15 protein-coding genes and 1 riboswitch are annotated in these 19,010 nt (G+C 72.4%); of the genes, 13 read left to right on the forward strand and 2 right to left on the reverse strand.

From position 1 onward, the window contains the following. On the forward strand, positions 1 to 1,587 hold a 1,587-nt coding region (locus ADL05_RS15145), incomplete at its 5' end, for an RICIN domain-containing protein (RefSeq protein WP_053617616.1). On the opposite strand, the gene ADL05_RS15150 is transcribed toward ADL05_RS15145, so the two are convergent. Next, the gene (locus ADL05_RS15150; protein ID WP_053617617.1) at positions 1,553 to 3,340 is read right to left on the reverse strand and encodes a hypothetical protein; all 1,788 of its coding nucleotides are present in this window, start codon (positions 3,338 to 3,340) and stop codon (positions 1,553 to 1,555) included. The two genes, ADL05_RS15145 and ADL05_RS15150, sit on opposite strands and share 35 nt — an antisense overlap. 221 nt (positions 3,341 to 3,561) lie before the next feature. Here ADL05_RS15150 and ADL05_RS15155 point away from each other — a divergent pair, with 221 nt between their 5' ends. The 3 genes from ADL05_RS15155 (at position 3,562) to ADL05_RS15165 (ending at position 7,578) form a co-directional block, all read left to right on the forward strand. Continuing rightward, the gene (locus tag ADL05_RS15155; RefSeq protein ID WP_053617618.1) at positions 3,562 to 4,761 is read left to right on the forward strand and encodes an amidohydrolase; all 1,200 of its coding nucleotides are present in this window, start codon (positions 3,562 to 3,564) and stop codon (positions 4,759 to 4,761) included. A gap of 396 nt (positions 4,762 to 5,157) precedes the next feature. Then, on the forward strand, positions 5,158 to 6,030 hold the full coding sequence (locus tag ADL05_RS15160) for a PRC and DUF2382 domain-containing protein (RefSeq protein ID WP_053617619.1): 873 nt from the start codon (positions 5,158 to 5,160) through the stop codon (positions 6,028 to 6,030). 177 nt (positions 6,031 to 6,207) lie between these two features. Further along, positions 6,208 to 7,578 (forward strand): NAD(P)/FAD-dependent oxidoreductase, encoded by a 1,371-nt coding sequence (locus ADL05_RS15165; protein ID WP_053617620.1) that lies wholly within the window; start codon positions 6,208 to 6,210, stop codon positions 7,576 to 7,578. Between the two features lie 220 nt (positions 7,579 to 7,798). On the opposite strand, the gene ADL05_RS15170 is transcribed toward ADL05_RS15165, so the two are convergent. Next, complete coding sequence (locus tag ADL05_RS15170) at positions 7,799 to 8,590, reverse strand: hypothetical protein (protein ID WP_231640760.1); 792 nt, start codon at positions 8,588 to 8,590, stop codon at positions 7,799 to 7,801. A 118-nt stretch (positions 8,591 to 8,708) separates the two neighbouring features. Between ADL05_RS15170 and ADL05_RS15175 the strand changes: the two genes are divergently transcribed. The 9 genes from ADL05_RS15175 to ADL05_RS15215 all read left to right on the forward strand — a co-directional run bounded on the left by ADL05_RS15175 (position 8,709) and on the right by ADL05_RS15215 (position 18,736). Then, a complete protein-coding gene (locus ADL05_RS15175; RefSeq protein ID WP_053617622.1) occupies positions 8,709 to 10,502 on the forward strand; it encodes a carbon starvation protein A in 1,794 nt (597 codons plus the stop codon). Further along, positions 10,499 to 10,810: a cory-CC-star protein gene (locus tag ADL05_RS15180; protein WP_369800943.1), complete on the forward strand. Its 312-nt coding sequence runs from the start codon at positions 10,499 to 10,501 to the stop codon at positions 10,808 to 10,810. Before ADL05_RS15175 ends, ADL05_RS15180 begins: the two co-directional genes overlap by 4 nt. After that, positions 10,801 to 11,724: an ArsA family ATPase gene (locus tag ADL05_RS15185; protein ID WP_082376424.1), complete on the forward strand. Its 924-nt coding sequence runs from the start codon at positions 10,801 to 10,803 to the stop codon at positions 11,722 to 11,724. Before ADL05_RS15180 ends, ADL05_RS15185 begins: the two co-directional genes overlap by 10 nt. 116 nt (positions 11,725 to 11,840) lie before the next feature. Continuing rightward, entirely contained in the window at positions 11,841 to 12,176 is a 336-nt protein-coding gene (locus ADL05_RS15190) for a DUF2795 domain-containing protein (RefSeq protein WP_053617624.1), read from the forward strand. A 353-nt stretch (positions 12,177 to 12,529) separates the two neighbouring features. Continuing rightward, positions 12,530 to 13,285 carry a CDP-alcohol phosphatidyltransferase family protein gene (locus ADL05_RS15195; RefSeq protein WP_053617696.1) on the forward strand — a complete coding sequence of 252 codons (756 nt, stop codon included), beginning with the start codon at positions 12,530 to 12,532 and terminating at the stop codon, positions 13,283 to 13,285. A 214-nt stretch (positions 13,286 to 13,499) separates the two neighbouring features. Further along, on the forward strand, positions 13,500 to 16,004 hold the full coding sequence (locus ADL05_RS15200; RefSeq protein ID WP_053617697.1) for a mannose-1-phosphate guanyltransferase: 2,505 nt from the start codon (positions 13,500 to 13,502) through the stop codon (positions 16,002 to 16,004). Positions 16,005 to 16,613: 609 nt separating this feature from the next. Further along, positions 16,614 to 17,156, forward strand: a complete 543-nt coding sequence (locus tag ADL05_RS15205; RefSeq protein WP_053617625.1) for an FHA domain-containing protein — start codon at positions 16,614 to 16,616, stop codon at positions 17,154 to 17,156. Between the two features lie 176 nt (positions 17,157 to 17,332). After that, positions 17,333 to 17,806, forward strand: coding sequence for a bifunctional nuclease family protein (locus tag ADL05_RS15210; protein ID WP_053617626.1), 474 nt, complete (start codon positions 17,333 to 17,335; stop codon positions 17,804 to 17,806). A gap of 447 nt (positions 17,807 to 18,253) precedes the next feature. Continuing rightward, positions 18,254 to 18,736, forward strand: a complete 483-nt coding sequence (locus ADL05_RS15215; protein WP_082376426.1) for a MerR family transcriptional regulator — start codon at positions 18,254 to 18,256, stop codon at positions 18,734 to 18,736. A gap of 151 nt (positions 18,737 to 18,887) precedes the next feature. Then, positions 18,888 to 18,975: riboswitch (glycine riboswitch) on the forward strand. Positions 18,976 to 19,010 lie beyond the last annotated feature (35 nt).

Here is a 19,010-nt window from a genome sequence, read left to right on the forward strand (position 1 = left end):
CTCCTGCGCCGGGCGCTCTCCGCGGCCGTCGCCCTCGTCCTGTGCCTCGGACTGACCAGCCTCACGGCCGGTCCGGCCCAGGCCGCCGACATCGACACCGGCGCCTACTACGTCCTGCGCAACCACCACAGCGGCCTGGTCGCCGACGTGGACGGCGGCTCCACCGAGGACGGCGCCGAGCTCGTCCAGTGGGAGCGCACCGACCGCCCCTGGCAGCAGTTCCGGTTCGTGCCCGCCGGCGACGGCTACTACCGCATCGTCAACCGCAACAGCGGCAAGGCCATCGACGTGTGGGAGCACTCCACCGAGGACGGCGCCGAGATCCGCCAGTACACCGACCTGGGCAACCCCAACCAGCAGTGGCTGCCGGTCGACACCGGCGACGGCGTCTCCTTCGTCAACCGCAACAGCGGCAAGGCCCTGGAGGTGTGGGACTGGAGCACCGAGCCCGGCGGCCGTCTGTCCCAGTTCGAGCACCACGGCGGCGCCGCGCAGGTGTGGTCCCTGGTCGAGGTCGACGGCGGGTCCGGTGACGACTGCGGCGCGGGCACTCCCACCACCGAGGCCGTACAGAACGGCTCCACCTGGACCGCGCGCCGCGGATCCGACACCCTCTACACCGGCGGCGACATGCTGACCGCCATGCGCGAGGCCGTCGACGGCCTCACCCCCGGTCGCTCATCGCAGGAGCGCGTGGTCGTGCGAGGTTCCGGGTCGATGCCCGCCAACACCTCGTTGGACCTGCCCAGCCACACCTCGCTGGAGGTCTGCGGCACCATCGACGTCACCGGTACCCCCACCGGAAACAACGCCGCCGTGCGCATCCGGCACGCGGAGGACGTCTCCGTCCCCCACCTGTCGCTGACCGGGACCCCGTACTTCGGTGTCTACGTCCGGACGTCGGAGAACGTGCACTTCGGGCAGATCGACCTGCGCCTGTCGAGCGGTCTGGGCATGCGGATCGACAGCCGTGACAACGACGCGGTCCGCGAGGCGCGCGACATCAGCATCGACGACGTCTACGTCTCCGGTACCGACAACCACGGTGTCGAGACCTACGGTGTCGACGGTCTGACCATCGGGACCGTGACGGCGCGCGACACCGGGTACTCCGGCCTGCTGCTCAACGACACCGTCAACGCCACGGTCGGCCGGGTCGACGCCGAGGGCGCCGGGACCGGGACCGGCTACGCGGCCTTCCGGATGGCCAACCGCAACGGCCGGGTCGGCGACTCCTACCCGACCAACATCCGCGTGGGCGAGGTCCGCGCGCGCGGCGGCGGCCGGGGGATCTTCTGCGTCTCCGAGAGCGGGGGAGCGGTGATCGAGCGCGTCGACATCGCCAACACCGGCAACAACGCCATGCTCATCGAGAACTGCCACAACGTGACCGTCGCCAGCCAGGGCGGATCGGTCGCCGGGCCGGGCGACATCCGGATCGCCGCCCGCTCGGAGTTCGCCAACACCTCCGACATCACCTTCGAGAACCTGGACCTGACCGACACCGCGATCACCGAGAACCCGTGCGCCGTCAACACCGTCGTGCGCGGCATCACCTGGAACGACAGCCAGGACAACACCTGCTGACCGCTCCCCGCGGTCGGTGGGCCGGGGCCCGGTCCGTCCGGGCCCCGGCCGTCCGCTCGGCCAGCCACGCGGGCGTGTGCTCCGCCGTGCGCGGGAAGTAGGCGAGGTCCAGGGCGTAGCCGAAGTCCAGCGGCGGCAGGTCGAACGCCGGCTCGGAGCCGAAGTCGTAGGAGGCGCGGAACTCTCCGGCTCCGGGACCGCACACCAGCCGGAACCCGAACCACGTGCCGCGTCCGGGCCGGTACAGGCCCGACCTCAGCCGCCGGACCAGGTACGGGACCCGGAAGGGGACCGGGCCGACGCGGACCCGCCCGTCCTCGCCGGTCACCCGGACCCGCAACCGCTCGTAGCCGACCAGGCAGCGGGCGTCGAGCTCCACCTCACGCCATCCGGGCGTGCGGCGCTCGGTGAGGAACCGGTGCACGTCCGCGAGCAGGGCCCGCTCCGCGTCCTCGTCGAGGGGTTCCGTGGGGCGTGCGGGGCTCGCGCGCGACGCCGGGGCGGGCGGCAGGCACAGGGTCTCCCGCGACAACAGGTCAGCCCAGGAGGGACGCCAGGCCGGAGCGCGCCGGTCCATCTCCCGGCGCAGGTGGTGCAGCGCGCCGACCTCATCGGTCGGTGTCGACCCGAGGCCGCCCTCGGGCGGGCCGTCGAAGCGGCGCCGCGCCTCGACCCCGTCCCGCGCCACGCTCAACCGCAGGCCGAGCCAGCGGCCGCGTTCGGGGTCGCCCTCGTCCTCGCGCAGCGCGGCGAGGCACTCCATCAGCTCCGTGTCGTACTCCTTGTACAGGGTGCCGCCGCCGTCCGTGATCCTGCGGTTCCCCCGGAAGTCGTAGTGCAGGGTGGCGGCGCCCGGGTGCGCCAGGCCGAGGTCGCGCACGCGGGACACCACGCGCTCCAGGGCGGGGGTCGCCTCGACCGGCGGCCGGTCCAGCTCGGGGGAGCGGGCCATGGCGTCACCGACCAGGAGGGCCCACTCGCGTTCGCTGATCACGGGTCGCGGTGCCCGGGGCGTGCGCCCGGCCGCGGCCGTGAGGCGCGGGCGCTCGGAACCGGGGGTCAGGCCCAGGAGGTGTGCCGTCTCTCGCGCGGCCTCCGCGTCCCACCTCCGGCCGCGGTCGCCGTCGCCGCCATCATCGTCCTCGTCCTCGTCGATGCGGTCCAGGACGCACAGGACGTCGGCCAGGGCACGGGCGTCGACGGTGCCCCGGCACGCGTGCTCCATGAGGGCGGCGCCCGGCTCGGCGAGGGGGTCGTCTCCGTCCTCGTCCTCGGGGGCGTACCCGTCGAAGACCATCTCGACGATCTCCGCCGCCGCGCGGGCGGCCGTCGCGTACCGGGCGAAGGAGGCGCCGTCGGACTCCCAGTCGTCGGGGTAGGGCGTGTGCTCCCATCCGCCCCCGTCCCACCAGTACACGAAGCCGATGTTCTCGCGGAACCGCCGGTCACGGATCCAGGCCCAGGGGAGCCAGTCGGGTGCCCCGTCGAGGAAGTCCACCGGACGCCTGTCATGGCGGGTGGCGTCGCTGGAGTCGCGGTCGTGGCCCACCAGGACCGCTCGCCCGTGGCCGCACCAGGCCAGCCGCCAGTCGCTGCTCCCGCCGTCGTCGAAGCACAGGGCCGGGCCCTCCAGGCGGAACGGGCCGAAGGGGTCCGCCTTCCCGGAGACGAGCGCCGCGAGCGCCCCGGCGTGGGCCCAGAGCAGCTCCGGCGGAGGCGGGTGGCCGGTGTGGCCGGAGCCGTGGGTAGTCATGGAGTCCTCTTCCATGGTCGTGGGGAGCGGGTTCTCATGTTGTACCGGACCGTACGGACAGCGGACCCGGTCGGCGGCGGGCGGGCATCGGCGCGCTCGGCGGCGGGCGGGCATCGGCGCGCTCGGCGGCGGCCACGGAACACGGCCTAGGATGCTGCCGTATCGCGAATGTGAGCGATCACGATGTGGAAGCACCGTCGTTCCCGTGGAGAGGCCCCACCATGTCCCTGCAGTACCGCACGACGGTCTACCGCGACGTCCGGCCCATGGGCGGCGCGCCCGTCGACCTGGTGGTCGTGGACGGCATGATCGCGCAGACACCGGTGGGCGAGGCGCACGTGGTGGACTGCGGCGGCCGGATCGCCCTGCCGACCCTCGTGGACGCGCACATCCACCCCGACAAGACCACGTGGGGCGAACCCTGGATCGCGCGGCGCCCGGCCCGGGGCATCGCCGACCTCGCCGAACAGGACGCCGACCTGTTCCGCACCCTGGCCAGCCCCGTCGAGGAGCGCGCCCACCGGCTGATGGCGCACGCGGTCGCCCAGGGCACCCGTGCCATGCGCGCGCACGCCGACGTGGCCCCCGCCTTCGGGCTGGCCGGTGTGGCGGCGCTCGGTGAGGCGCGCGCACGCCTGGCGCCCGCCCTGGACGTACAGATCGTGGCCTTCCCCCAGCACGGGGTCCGCCGGGCGCCGGGCACCGAGGCCCTGCTGGACGAGGCGGCCCGGACCGGCGCCGTCGACCTCGTGGGCGGGATCGACCCCGGCACCTTCGACGGTGACCCCCAGGGCCAGCTCGACCTGGTGTTCGGTATCGCCGACCTGCACGGGATCGGCGTCGACGTCCACCTGCACGACCGGGGCGCCCCCGGCCTCACCGCGATCCGCGGCATCATCGAGCGCACCCGGGCCCTGGACATGGGCGGCAGGGTCACCGTCAGCCACGCGTTCCGCGTCCCCGAGGACAGCGGTGAGGCGCTGCGCCGCCTGGCCGACGACCTCGCCGACGCCGGGATCGGGCTCACCACGGTCGCGCCCGGCCCGCGGAGCGTCCTGCCGACCGACGTGCTCCTCGAACGGGGGGTGCGCGTCGGGCTCGGCTCCGACGGCGTGCGCGACTCCTGGAGCCCCTTCGGTAACGCGGACATGCTGCACAGGGCGCACCTGCTCGCCCGGTGCCGCGGCGCGCGGCTGGACGAGGACCTGTCGGCGGCCTACCTCACCGCCGCCCACGCCGGGGCCGACCTCCTGGGCCTGCCCCGGGCCGACTTCACACGGGGCGCGCCCGCCGACTTCCTCCTGGTGGAGGGGGAGTGCCTGCCCCAGATCGTGGTCGACGTCCCCGACCGCTGGGCCGTGGTGCGCGCCGGACACGTGGTCGCCCGGGACGGCGTCATGGTCCAGCCGCGCGGCGCCTGACGCACGGCCGTCGGACCCGGCCCCATGGGCGGCCCCATGGGCGGGCCCGCGGTCGGCCCACGGCCAGGGCCGCCGGTGGCCGAGCCTGAGCCCCCCGCGGCCGGGGCCGCCGGTGGTCGAGCCCGAGCCCCGCGGCCGGGGCCGTCGGTGGTCGAGCCCGCCCCGCGGTCGGCCCACGGCCGGTCCCGCCCGAGGGTGTCGATGTCCAGGACGACGTCAATCCGGGCAAGACGACGACCACTGGGAGCCGACGCAGGGCAAACAGCTGGCTCGGGTTGCGCCATCTCCGGACAGAAGACCTGTCCCGCCCGGTCGAGCCGGGTAGTGCCCCACGCGTAGGGCCCGAGAGGAGCGTCCGTCCGCCGGGCGGAACCGTAGACGGGCAGGGAGGTCACTGTGGCGTACAACATCGGGGCCGAGGGACTCGTCGGGCACCGCGTGCTCGACGACCAGGGCCAGAACATCGGAAAGATCAAGCAGGTCTTCCTGGACGAGCGAACGAACGAGCCGACGTGGGTGTCGGTCCACACCGGACTCTTCGGGCTCAAGGAGACGCTCGTCCCCCTCAAGGGATCGCGGCACGTGGAGGACGACATCCAGGTGCCCTACGACAAGACCACGGTCAAGGACGCGCCCAACGTCGAGGGGGGCCACAACCTGACCGACGAGGAGAAGGCCGTCATCAGCGACTACTTCGCCAGGCACGGGAGCGTCCCCCGGCAGGCGGGCGGCGAGGCCGACCGCATGACGGGCACCGCCGCCACCCCACGCGAGGGCATGGCCGACGAGGGCCCCGCGATGGACGCGGAGATGACCGGCGAGGGCTCCGCCATGCGCGCGGGCATGGCCGGCGAGCGCGGCGACTGGGCCGGGACCGCCGAGGACGAAGAGGTCCGGATGGTCCGCCACGAGGAAGAGGTGGACATCGGCGTCGAGCGGCGCGAGAGCGGGCAGGCGAGGATCCACAAGAGCGTCGAGAGCGAGCGCTTCGACGAGACGGTCCCGCTGCACCACGAGGAGATCCAGGTGGAGCGCCGCCCGATCACCGACCCCTCCCAGGTCGAGGACACCGAGGGCATGGCGGAGGACGAGGAGCGGTTCGTCCTCCACGAGGAGCGCCCCGTGGTCTCCAAGAGGGAGGTCCCGGTCGAGGAGGTCAGGGTCCGCAAGCAGGAGGTGGCCCACGACGAGCACGTCGAGGGCGAGCGTCGGCGCGAGCGGATCGAGATGGACGACGGGGACGAGCCCGGCGGTCCCGCTCCCCGGTGAGCCGTTCCCGCGTCCGGCCCGCGGCCACGGCCCCAGGCCCGCTCCAGGAGCCGGCGGGCCTGGCCCGGGCACACACCGGTGCCCCGCCGGGGTGTCGTCCCCGCGCGGGGCACACGGCGCGACTAGGGTCTCACTGCGGGTCACCGACGTGGAGGGGAAGACGCGTTGAGCGAGGGCATGAGCGAGAAGTCCGCAGGGGAGGGGCCCGCCGGAGGACACACCGAGCGCGGGACCGAGCCGCGGGGCCGCGAAGCCGAACCGGGACGCGGCCACACCATCGTCGTGGGCGCGGGGATGGCCGGACTGGCCGCCGCCGACCGGCTCGCGGACGAGGGCGAGCGCGTCACCGTGGTCGAGGCCCGCGACCGCCTGGGCGGGCGCATCCACTCCGTCGACGTCTGGGACGGCGTCACCCTGGACGTGGGCGCCTCCTGGATGCGCGGGGAGCGCAACAATCCCCTGGCCGACCTGGTCCGCGAGGCCGGAGTGCCCACCGCCGTGTTCAACCGGGCCACCGAGACCGCCTACGACCCCAAGGGCCGCCGGCTGCTCTTCGACCGCCACCGCCGCAACATGGAGGACGTCAACCTCCTGCACGAGCACATGTACTGGGCCAACGTCGGCGCCAGTTCACAGGAGTCGATCGAGGAGGGCATCGCGCAGGCCCTGCACGACGCCAACCTGGTGCGCGGCCGGGCCCGGGACGCGGGGGAGATCGTGCACCGGCTCACCGAGGCCGACCACGGCGCCAGCGCCGACGAGGTCGCCTTCTCCGCCGTGGGCGCCGTGCACGAGTTCAGCGGCGACGACGTCGTCTTCCCCCAGGGCATGAGCCGGCTCACGGAGTACCTCGCCCAGGGCCTGGACGTGCGCCTGGGCCACGTGGTCGAGTCGGTCTCCCACGACGACCGCGGCGTCACCGTCCGCGCCGCCACCCCGGACGGGCCGGTGGCCCTGACCGCGGACCGCGCCCTGGTGACGCTGCCGCTGGGCGTGCTCCAGGCCGGCCGGGTGTCCTTCGAGCCGGCCCTGCCCGGGGACAAGCAGGACGCCGTCCGCAAGCTCGGCACCGGACGCCTGGACAAGCTCTTCCTGCTCTTCGACGAGGTCTTCTGGGGCGACGCCGAGGTGATCGTCAACCTGGGCACCGAGGAGGGCACCTGGTTCCACTGGTACGCCGGGCAGCGGGTGCTGGGCGCTCCCGTGCTGGCCACCCGCAACGGCGGCGGCGCCGCCCGGTTCCTGGCGCGGATGGAGGAGGACGAGGTCGTCGAGCACGCCATGTCCTCACTGCGCGGCATGTTCCGCAAGGCGCCGGACCCGGTCGCCCACTACCTCACGCACTGGTACGACGACCCCTTCGCCCGTGGCAGCTTCTCCTACACCGCAGTCGGGTCGGGGGACACTGACCGGCTCGCCCTGGGGCGGCCGGTCGGGGACCGGTTGTTCTTCGCGGGGGAGGCCACCGAGATCGAGCACACGGCCACCGTCCACGGCGCCCTGCTCTCGGGGCGGCGCGAGGCCGACCGGGTCCTCGCCCTGGGCTGACCGGCCACGGGCCCGGGACCCGAACGCCGGGCCCGCCCGGGACGATCGCACTCGTCCGACTCGCGCTCGAACGCCCGGCTCGTCCGGTGCACCGGCACTCGCCCGTCCCCGAAGGCTCGGCCCGCCCGTTCGGGCACGTGCGCCCGGACCCTCCGGCCCATCCCGCACTCCGTCCGCCCGGCGCTCGGAGACCCGGCACACCCGCACCCGGACGCCGGGATCAGGTGGCCAGCCGGCGCCGCACGGTGGTGAAGCCCGCCCGGCAGGCCCGCACCACCTCGCGGTGGTTGCGGTAGCGCTCCATCAGCCCGAACGGGCGCGGGTCGGGGTCGGGGGCGCCGTCGGCGTCGGTGATCGCCAGCTCCTGCCCGGTCAGCGTCCCGTAGCGGCTCCAGCGCTCCCAGCGCTCGAAGTCCGGGCTGGCCTGGTGGGAGAACACGAGCGCCTCCTCCCCGTGCCCCTCGACGTCGGCGCCGTCGCGCGCCCACAGCTCCACGGACGCGCCCGCGCCCGCCGACCAGTCGCGGGCGGTGACCACGTCCACGCGCACGTCGGAGTCCCGCTCGCGCACGAGCAGGGCGTCACCCGCCCGGGTCCGGGCGGGGATCTCGCGGACCCGGTCGACGTCGACCATGGTCACGATGGCGCGGGCCATCCACCACCAGTTCTCCTTGCGGGCCATCAGGCTGCCCACGCGAAGGCGCGACGGCGGATGCTTGACGACCTCCTGCTCCACCAGGTCACCGCCGAACTCGCGGCCCTCGGGGTCCAGGTGCACGCGGACCCGCCCCGTGGCGACCAGGGTGGGCGCGTTCTCCCCGGCCGGCGCGGACACGCAGAACGCCGCGCGGTTCAGGAGCGAGTCGACCTCGGGCAGCAGGGCCAGGGGCAGGGCCACGCACGGGTGCTCGCCCAGGAGGGGGACGACGGGGACGCCGGTGGGCCCGTCCGGGGAGAGCCAGCACAGCTCACCAGTGGGGGCTCGGCGCCAAGCCGAGGCCAAATCGTTCACGGCGCACCTTTTCTGTGACGAGGGCCTCATGTTAATTTCTCGGGACTGTACTGCAAAGCCCAGGACAAAGCACCCGCCGGCCACGAGCACACTCAGGTGCGAGATTGAAGGTTCCCCCATGCCTGCTGTAGCCGTCCTCCTCGGGGCCCTCGCGCTGTTCGCGCTCGGCTACCGGTTCTACTCGGTCTATCTGGCCAAGAGGGTGTACGCGCTCGATCCGGACTTCGTGACGCCCGCGCACACGCTGAAGGACGGCGTGGACTACGTGCCGACCAACAAGCACATCGTCTTCGCGCACCACTTCATCTCCGTGGCGGGCGCCGCGCCCATCGTGGGACCGGCCATCGCCGTCTTCTGGGGATGGGGGCCCGCGCTGCTGTGGGTGGTCCTGGGCACGATCTTCGCCTCCGGGGCCCACGACTTCGGGTCGATCGTCGTCTCGGTGCGGCACAAGGGCCGCAGCATCGGCTCGCTGGCCAGCGACGTCATCAGCGCCCGCGCGCGGATCCTCTTCCTGCTCATCATCTTCTTCCTGGTCACCATGGTGAACGCGGTGTTCGCGGTCATCATCGCGGGCCTGTTCATCGACAACCCCTCCGCGGTCCTGCCGGTCCTGGTGACCATCCCCCTGGCGATCGGCGTCGGACAGGTCGTCTACCGCCGCCGCACGGCCGCCCTGGTGCCCTCGGTCATCGCCCTGGTCATCGTGTACGCGTGCATCCCGCTGGGCGAGATGTTCCCGATCACCGTCGACCCCGTCGCGGGCGCACTGGGCGTCGAGCCCGCGTTCGTGTGGCTGGTGCTGATCTTCGCCTACACCTTCTTCACCTCGCGCCTGCCCGTGTGGATGCTGCTCCAGCCGCGCGACTACATCAACCAGCACCAGATGATGCTGGCCCTGCTCGTCATCATGGTCGGCGTCGTGGTCGGCATGAACACGATCGAGGCGCCCGCCTTCCGCGGCGACCTCCCCGAGGGCTCGCCCTCGATCTTCCCGCTGCTGTTCATCACCATCGCGTGCGGTGCCGTCTCCGGCTTCCACAGCCTGGTGTCCTCGGGGACCACGTCCAAGCAGCTGGACAAGGAGACCGACGCCCGCTACGTGGGCTACGTCAGCTCCCTGGGCGAGGGCACGCTCGCGGTCTGCTCCATCCTGGCCTGCACCGCCGGGATCATGGTCTTCTCCGCCAACCAGGGCATGGCCTGGTCCGACATCTACGTCGACTGGACGGCGGCGGGCACCGGCCCCGCCGGCAAGTTCGTCCAGGGCGTGGCCGGTTTCGCCGGCAACCTCGGCGTCCCGGAGAACCTCGGCGTGGTCTTCGCGACCGTCGTCGTCGTGAGCTTCGCGGCCACGAGCCTGGACACCGCCGTGCGCCTCCAGCGCTACACCATCCAGGAGATCAGCACGATCGCCGCGGACAAGGCGTCCGAGGGCGGTGCGGTGCACCGCGTGTTCGCCTTCCTGACCCGCAGCGTCACCGTCTCCACCCTGCTGGCCGTGCTGATCCCCTTCGCCCTGGCCCTGGTGCCCGGCAACTTCGCCGCCGGCACGCTGTGGCAGCTGTTCGGCACGACCAACCAGCTCACCGCCGGCCTGGCCCTGGCCGTCATCGCCGTGTGGGTGACCAAGCGCGGCCGCAACCCGATCGTCGTCCTCATCCCGCTGGTCTTCCTGGTCGTCATGACCTCCTGGGCCCTGGTCGTCCAGCTCATGGGCTTCCTGGGTTCGGACGACCCCATGCAGCGCTTCGTCCTGGCCCCGCTGGACATCGCCATCTTCGGCCTGGCCGTGTGGATGACCGTCGAGGCGGCCATCGCCCTGCGCAAGGCCTTCGCCGGCCGCTCCGCGACCGGGGCGAAGGACACCGCCGACGCGGCCCCGGCCGAGGACACCGAGCCCACCCCGTGAACACCGGCCACCGCGGTGCCGGGACCTCTCCCCTGGGGAGGGCCTGGCACCGCACCGTCGCCGCCTGGCGCCGCGTCGAGGACTTCCACCAACAGGTCTTCGACGCGCGCTGGGGGCACGCCCGCCGACGGGAGGCGCGTGCCCAGCAGGACACCCTGCGCGCCCTGCTGATGCTGGAGACCCTGGGCGTGGACAACCCCGTCGCCTACGAGACCCTCGACCTCATCCCGTACATGGTCGCCGACCTGCACTCCTGGCACCAGCGGTTGGGCCGCGACGACTTCGGAGCCCCGGGAGGCTGCTGTTGACCGCTCCGATCACGTTCGTCGGCGGCAAGGGCGGCGTCGGCAAGACCACCCTGGCCGCCGCCCGCGCCCTGGCGCTCGCCGACGCCGGCCTGCGCGTCCTGGTGCTGTCCACCGACCCCGCCCACTCCCTGGGCGACGCGCTGGAGGCGCCCCTGTCCGACGAGCCAGCCGAGGTCGCCCCCCGGCTGTGGGCCTGCGAACCCGACGCCGACGCCGCCGTGCGCCGCCGGATCGCCCAGGTCGCCGAGGACGCGCGCCGCGCCGTGCCGACCGAGGTCATGCCCGCCGTCCACCGGCACCTGGACCAGGCCGGATCGAGCCCGGGCATGGCCGAGTCCGCCCTGGCCGACCTGCTCATCGACCGGATGGAGGAGGTCGGGGACCGCTGGGACGCCCTGGTCGTGGACAGCGCGCCGACCGGCCACCTGCTCCGCCTGCTGCACCTGCCCACCCTGCTCACGCCCTGGGTGGTGGGGCTGACCCGCCAGCGCGAGCGGGCCAACCGCGCCGAGGCCTTCGCCGACGTGGTGGGCCGCTCCGGCCCCGAGGAGGACGACGACCCCCTGCTGCGCCGCCTGCACGCCCGGCGCCACCGCCTGGAGCGGGCCTCGGCCCGGCTGCGCGAGGACGCCGTGGTCGCGCTGGTGACCGTGCCCCGGCGCATGGTGCTCGCCGAGACCGGGCGCGCCGTCGAGCAGCTGGCCGAGGCCGGGTTCGCGCTGGACCGGGTCGTGGTGAACCAGATCCCGCCCGCGGGCGCCGCGGGCCCCGACACGGCCGCGGCCCTGGCCGCCACCCGCGAGCGCTTCGCCGCGCAGGGGACCGTGGAGGTCCCCCTCCAGGGCACCGAGCCCACCGGCGTGGAGCGGCTCCGGCACCTGGCCGCCCACCTGAACACCGGGGCGCCAGCCTGAGGCCCCGCCCACACGGGTCGTCCCAGCTCACGGCGGTCCGCGGTGATTGGGTGCCGGGGCGGCCGGGTAGTCCGTCAACGCGACCACCTCAGATCGCACGGTCGGGAGGACGTGACATGGAGACCGAACACGGAGCCAGGGGCCTGCGGACGATCCTGGGCGAGGTGCCCTTCCCCGCGGACAAGGACCGGATCGTGGACCGTGCCGCCGACCTGGGCGCCGACGAGGAACAGCTCAAGGCGCTGATGGCGATGCCGCCGGTCGACTACGGCAACGCCGACGAGGTCATGCGCTCGGTGCCGCTGGACGAGTCCGAGACGGACGCGCGGATCCCCGAGGCGCGGTACCGGCAGCGCCGCGAGCACACCAGGTCGGGGCAGGCGGAGACGATGAAGGAGACCCGCCCGGTCAACCCGATCGAGGAGGAGACCGGCGAGAACCGCAAGGAGTGACCCGGCCCCGGCGGTAAGGAGTGACCCGGCCCCGGCGGTAGCGACGACGAAGGCCCCGGTGCCGCGTGCCCCGTCATCCGACGCTCCGGCCGAAGCGGTCCCGCTCACCGCAACCACCGGGGGTGTGGTCGGGCCGAAGCGGGATGAACTGCGCCGGAGGCGTCCGTTGGGGGTGGTGGTGGGCGACGGTGTGGGAACGAGCGCAGGCGCAGGCGACGACGAAGGCCCCGGCGTGAAGCGCCCCCGAGCCACGGGCCGAAGCGAGGAACGAGCGGAGGCCCCGAACAAACACGGCTATCGTGGAGCCCATGGGGCGATCCGCGGAAGAAGGCAGACGCGAGGCGGGGGACGACGTGGCCGGCGCGGTGGTCAGTGACCGTATCTGGACGGTTCCGAACCTGCTGAGCATGCTGCGCCTGCTCGGCGTACCGCTGTTCCTGTGGCTGGTCCTGGGACCGCAGGCCGACTGGTGGGCCCTGCTCGTGCTGGCCCTGGCCGGTATCAGCGACTGGCTCGACGGCAAGATCGCCCGGGCCTGGAACCAGACCAGTCGCCTGGGCACGGTCCTGGACCCGCTGGCCGACCGGCTCTACATCTTCGCCGCCCTGCTGGGCCTGGTGGTGCGCGACATCGTGCCGTGGTGGCTCATGGCCATCCTCGTGCTGCGCGACGTCCTCATCCTCGGCGCGCTGCCGCTGCTGCGCCACTTCGGCTACGGGCCGCTGCCGGTCAACTTCGCGGGCAAGGCCGCCACGCTCTGCCTCCTCTACTCGTTCCCGCTGCTGTTCATCGCGGCGCACGCCTCGATCGTCGCCGATGTGGCGAGAATTATAGGTTGGGCGTTCGCACTGTGGGGAACTGCTCTGTACTGGTGGGCCGGACTGCTCTACGCCGTACAGGGACTGCGCCTGATGGCCCAGACCCGCCGTGACGAAGGCGCTGATCGACCCGGCATCCGCGGGGGTGCCGACGACAGCGACCCCGCACCCGGGCCGCGCGCGGATCGACCCGATCCGACCGCCCCGGAGACCGTGGACGGCGATCCCGGAGCGGTACCGCGGGGCCCGGAACGGCCGGGCCGCACCGGTCAGGGGCACACCGGCCCCTGAGCGACCACGAACCGGCGGACCGGCTCACCGCGAGTCCTGTCGGATCGAAAGGGAGTGTCATCTCCGTCATGAGAAGCACATGTCCCACCGCGCGCGACGGTGCGCGCTCCGAACCCCATCCCCTCGCCGGGCGGCTCGACCGCGGCGTCGTACGGAGGTACCGGCGATGACCACGTCCAACAGCGAGTCCGCACAACCGGTCCACGCGCCGTCGATGAAGGCGGTCCTGATGGCCGGCGGCGAGGGCACGCGGCTGCGGCCCATGACCGCCAACCAGCCCAAACCGCTGCTGCCGGTGGTCAACAAGCCCATCATGGAGCACGTGCTGCTCCTGCTGCGCAAACACGGCTTCACCGAGACGGTCGTGACCGTGCAGTTCCTGGCCACCCTCATCCGCAACTACTTCGGCGACGGCGAGGAGTTGGGCATGAAGCTCGACTACGTCGCCGAGGAGGTCCCCCTGGGGACCGCGGGCAGTGTCAAGAACGCCGAGGAGTACCTGCGCGGCGAACCGTTCCTCGTCATCTCCGGGGACGCGCTGACCGATATCGACCTGACCGACATGGTCCGCTTCCACAAGGAGAGCGGCGCCAAGGTCACCATCGCCCTCAAGCGGGTGCCCAACCCGCTGGAGTTCGGCATCATCATCGTCGACGAACAGGGCCGGATCCAGCGGTTCCTGGAGAAGCCGACGTGGGGCCAGGTCTTCTCAGACACGGTCAACACCGGCATCTACATCATGGAGCCGGAGGTCCTCGAACGCGTGGCCCCGGGCGAGGTGGTGGACTGGTCCGGTGACGTCTTCCCCGAGCTCCTGGAGGAGGGCGAACCCCTCTACGGCTACATCGCCGACGGCTACTGGGAGGACGTGGGCACCCACGAGAGCTACCTCAGTGCCCAGGCGGACGTGCTCTCGGGCAAGGTCGACGTCGAGATCGACGGCTTCGAGGTCTCCCCGGGCGTGTGGATCGGCGAGGGCGCCCAGGTCGACCCCAACGCCGTCCTCAAGGGCCCGCTCTACGTCGGCGACTACGCCAAGGTCGAGGCCGGAGCGGAGCTGCGCGAGTACACCGTGGTGGGCAGCAACGCCGTGGTGCGCGCCGACGCCTTCTGCCACCGCACGGTCCTGCACGACAACGTGTTCGTCGGGCGGGGCGCCAACCTGCGCGGCGCGGTCATCGGCAAGAACACCGACATCATGGCCGCGGTCCGGGTGGAGGAGGGCGCGGTCGTCGGCGAGGACTGCGTCATCGAGTCCGAGGCGTACGTGCACAACGACGTCAAGGTCTACCCCTTCAAGACCATCGAGGCCGGCGCCGTCGTCAACGACAACGTCATCTGGGAGTCGCGCGGGCAGCGCTCGCTGTTCGGCCCCCGGGGCGTGTCCGGCCTGACCAACGTGGAGATCACGCCCGAGCTGGCGGTGCGCCTGGCCAACGCCTTCGCCACGACCCTGAAGAAGGGCGCGATCGTCACGACCTCCCGTGACGTCTCGCGCGCGGCCCGCACGCTCAAGCGCGCGGTGATCAGCGCGCTGACCTCGGCCGCCATCGACGTGCGCGACCTGGAGGTCGTGCCGCTGCCGGTGGCGCGCTTCCACACCGCCCAGAGCGGCGTGAGCGGGGGTGTCGCGCTGCGGACCACCCCCGGGGACCCGGAGTCGGTGGACATCCTGTTCCTGGACGACCGGGGGGCGGACCTGTCCCCGGGCGCCCAGCGCAAACTCGACAGGGTCTTCTCCCGCGCCGAGTACCGCCGCGCCTTCCCGGGCGAGATCGCCGAGCTCACCCAGCCGTCGCGCGTGGTCGAGAACTACACGGGCGAGCTGCTGGCGTCGGTCGACGCCTCCGGGGTGGCCGAGGCCGAGCTCAAGGTCGTGATCGACTGCGCGGGCGGGACCAGTTCGCTCATCCTGCCGTCGCTGCTGGGCCGCATCGGCGTGGACGTGCTCACCGTCAACAACCGCCTGGACGAGGTCTCGCCCACCGACACCGTCGCCAAGAAGATGCGCGACCTGGAGCGCCTGGGCGAGCTGGTGTCGAGTTCGAGGGCCGACTTCGGGGTCAGGTTCGACCCCGTGGCCGAGCGGCTCGCCATCGTGGACGAGAACGGTGAGCTGGTCGACGACGACCGCGCCCTGCTGGTGGTGCTGGACCTGGTCGCCGCCGAGCGCGGCGGCGGGCGGGTGGCACTGCCGGTGACCACCACCCGGGTCGCCGAGACCGTCGCCCGCTCGCACGGTGCGGAGGTGCACTGGACGGCCACGGCCACCGACGAGCTCACCAAGGCCGTGCAGGGAGGCGCCGAGGACGTGGTCTTCGCCGCCGACGGGCGCGGCGGGTTCGTCCTGCCGGAGTTCAGCCCCACCAGCGACGGCATCGCCGCCTTCGTGCGGTTGCTGGGGCTGGTGGCCCGGACCCGTCGGTCGCTGAGCCAGATCGACCGGGCCATCCCGCGGGCGCACCTGCTGCGCCGGTCCGTCCCGACCCCCTGGGCGGTCAAGGGCAGTGTCATGCGCGCCGTGGTCGAGGCGGCGGGCGACCGCGAACTGGACACCACGGACGGTGTCCGGGTCCTGGAGCCCGGCGGCGGCTGGGCGCTGGTGCTGCCCGACACCTCCGAGGCGGTCACGCATCTTTGGGCCGAAGGTCCTGACTCCGACACGGCCCAGCGGCTGCTGGACGAGTGGGCCGCGGTCGTGGAGCGCGCCGAGGGATAGGCGCGTACGCGCGGGTGCGGGCGCAGGTCGCCCGCACCCGCGCGTTGTGTGTTCGAGGCAGTGCGGAGAGTATCAGCGGCGACGGCCCCACTCCGGCTAAACTCGACATATCAGCAGGTCGTCGCGGTGCCGTGAAGTTCCTCCGAATTCGTTGCGGCTCGGGGAGAACCAAACGGCCGTCCCGCGCATCAGCATCAGGACAGGTGTCCATCTCGTCCGAGGTCGGTCACCGGCGGATGCGGTGCCCCGGGTGCCGTGTCGGCCGAACGGGGTCGCGGGGGTGTCCAGGGCCTTCGCGGCAGGCCGAGGAGGAGCGAATCCCTTCCTGGACAGGGATATGGTTTACAGTCGAGTGTTCCCCGGCGTCCGAGTCGCCACCGGGGTGGGTCTCCCGGCAGCGGCGGACGTCCTGACCCGGGGTGACAAGGAGCGCAACTTGGGGGAAGAGACCTAGCGACCGACCGTGTGAGGCGTCCCGTCGCCGCGACTGGGGACCGTCTCACCACGCTCCGGGCGGTGTGTGGGCCGAGGGTCCGCGCGATGCCCGCGACGTGCCACCGATCAGCCGAATCAAGCACCGCCCCGTGCGGTAGGAGGCCGAGCCGACCTATGTCGAGCGTTTACTGCACGCAGTGCGGTCACGCCGTTGCGGATGATGCCCGTTTCTGCTCCCACTGCGGGACTCCCGTCCGCAGGCCCGAACAGCAGAGCCCACGACCCAGTGCGGGTGGGGACGCCGCCGGCGATGTCACGTCCACCATTTCCATCTCGGGCATACAGGCCCTGGAGGAAGAGGACTCGGGCGACGAGCTCAGCGGCGATGATCCCGCCAACGCCGACGCCCTCCCGGCGGGCACGGCGCTGCTGGTGGTCCGGCGCGGCCCCAACGCCGGTAGTCGATTCCTCCTGGACAGCGACGTCACCACCGCGGGGCGCCATCCCAACAGCGACATCTTCCTCGACGACGTCACCGTCTCCCGGCGCCACGTGGAGTTCTTCCGCCGCGGCAACGGCTTCGGAGTCCGCGACGTGGGCAGCCTCAACGGCACCTACGTCAACCGCGAGCCGGTCGACGAGGCCGAACTCGGCGGCGGGGACGAGATCCAGATCGGGAAGTTCCGGATGGTGCTGCTGACCAAGCCGCGCCGCTGAGGCGGCGCCGGCCACGGGCTCTCGGTGGAGGGGCGGGAGGGCTGAGAAGGTTTGCGGCCCCCCGCCTCCGGAGAGCTTTGTATCGAAGGGTGCCGATTTCGCCCTCGGGTCCTGATCCAACGGGGGAGCAGGGACGAGCGCCCATTTGGCATGACGACTCGTGGGACGGAGCCGCTGTGAAGCACATGGAGGTCGTCGGCGTCCGGGTTGAGATGCCCTCGAACCAGCCGATTGTCCTGCTCAAGGAATCCGATGGGGACCGCTACCTGCCGATCTGGATCGGCGGTGTGGAGGCGACCGCGATCGCCCTGGCGCAGCAGGGCGTCGCGCCCGCCAGGCCCCTCACACACGACCTGTTCCGGGATGTGCTCGACGCCCTCGACACGGCGCTCAAGACGGTGAACATCACCGGGCTCAGCGACGGCATCTTCTACGCGGAACTGGTCTTCAGCAACGGTGTGGAGGTCAGCGCCCGTCCCTCGGACTCCATCGCCCTGGCCCTGCGCACCGGCACACCGATCTACGCCCACGAGGACGTGATCGAGGAGGCCGGGATGCCGATCCCGGACGAGCAGGAGGACCAGGTGGAGGCGTTCCGGGAGTTCCTGGACAACATCTCGCCCGAGGACTTCGGCCGACGGACGGAGTAGTGCATACGGGACCCGCCGATGGTGGGTCCCTTCTGCTTGGTGCCAACGGCGCCACCAGGCATGACGCGGCTGCGACCTGCGGCTTTGTCAGCCGAGCCAGTGATAGGTTGGGTGTGGGAAGTGACCGGAACGGTCGGGGCCGTGATCCGTCCGGGCGGGCGGGCCGCCGCGGACGCCGCCACGACGGTCGGTGCTTCGGGTACTTGGCGACGCGCCGGGGGCTGTCGTTGACCCTGCCGGTCGGCCGTCCTACCGTCAGTGCTGTGGGACCCATGGCGCACCCATTCCCCAAGTGGATATCCCCTGTCGACGCCGCCGTGGGACGAGAGGCCGGAGGTCGGCGTGGCGGTAGCGAGCGGCAAGCGGGAGCCACATGACAGGCGGTCCGCGCTGCGGCTGGCGGGGCAGCAGGGCCTGCTGTGCGAAGAGGACGTGGTGGCGCTGCCTATGGACGTCGGGTACCGGGGCCCAGCGGCGTGCGCGGCCGCGGGGATCACCTACCGCCAGCTCGACTACTGGGCCAGAACCGGCCTGGTGGAACCGAGTGTGCGTTCCGGTGCCCAGAACGCCCCCCTGTACAGCCTCCCCGACATCCTGTTGCTGAAGGTGGCCAAACGGCTGCTGGACACGGGCATCTCGCTGCAGCAGATCCGCAACGCGGTCGACCACCTGCGCGGCAGGCCCGCCCCCGACCTGGCCCGCATCACGCTGATGAGCGACGGCGTGAGCGTGTACGAGTGCACCACGCCCGACGAGGTCGTCGACCTGATGCAGCGCGGCCAGGGCATGTTCGGCCTGGCGCTGGCCAACGTCTGGCGTGAGCTGGAGGAGGCCCTGGGCGTGGTCCCGGCCGAGGAGCGGGCCGACCTGCCCGCGCCCCAGCCCGTGGACGAGCTGGCCCGCCGCCGACGGGAGCGCCGGACGGGGTGACCTGCGCGGCGGGAGGGGCCGGTGGGGCCACCGACACACCCGCCCTGACTCGGCGACGCGCCCGGCGATCGAGTACGGTCGTAGTCACGGCAGGGACGAATCCTGACATTCGCCTTGTCCGTGCGTACGAACAACTGCGTCAACAGGCTGACAAGACCACGCGGGAGAGACCCCGGCAGGGGCGCCGACGGGGCAATACTCCCCAGTAACCTCTCAGGCACCAGGACCGCGTGGAAGAGGCCGCTCTGAAGCCCGGCACCGCCGTGCCCGGTGA

It is taken from the genome of Nocardiopsis sp. NRRL B-16309, from assembly GCF_001279585.1.
Taxonomy (GTDB): Bacteria; Actinomycetota; Actinomycetes; order Streptosporangiales; family Streptosporangiaceae; genus Nocardiopsis.

Excerpts from the sequence above, each read along its gene's own strand:
- ADL05_RS15175 (WP_053617622.1), top strand. The coding sequence starts at position 8,709 with ATGCCTGCTGTAGCCGTCCTCCTCGGGGCCCTCGCGCTGTTCGCGCTC.
- ADL05_RS15190 (WP_053617624.1), top strand. The coding sequence starts at position 11,841 with ATGGAGACCGAACACGGAGCCAGGGGCCTGCGGACGATCCTGGGCGAG.
- ADL05_RS15215 (WP_082376426.1), top strand. The coding sequence starts at position 18,254 with ATGGACGTCGGGTACCGGGGCCCAGCGGCGTGCGCGGCCGCGGGGATC.
- ADL05_RS15165 (WP_053617620.1), top strand. The coding sequence starts at position 6,208 with ATGAGCGAGAAGTCCGCAGGGGAGGGGCCCGCCGGAGGACACACCGAG.
- ADL05_RS15200 (WP_053617697.1), top strand. The coding sequence starts at position 13,500 with ATGAAGGCGGTCCTGATGGCCGGCGGCGAGGGCACGCGGCTGCGGCCC.
- ADL05_RS15205 (WP_053617625.1), top strand. The coding sequence starts at position 16,614 with ATGTCGAGCGTTTACTGCACGCAGTGCGGTCACGCCGTTGCGGATGAT.
- ADL05_RS15150 (WP_053617617.1), bottom strand. The coding sequence starts at position 3,340 with ATGACTACCCACGGCTCCGGCCACACCGGCCACCCGCCTCCGCCGGAG.
- ADL05_RS15155 (WP_053617618.1), top strand. The coding sequence starts at position 3,562 with ATGTCCCTGCAGTACCGCACGACGGTCTACCGCGACGTCCGGCCCATG.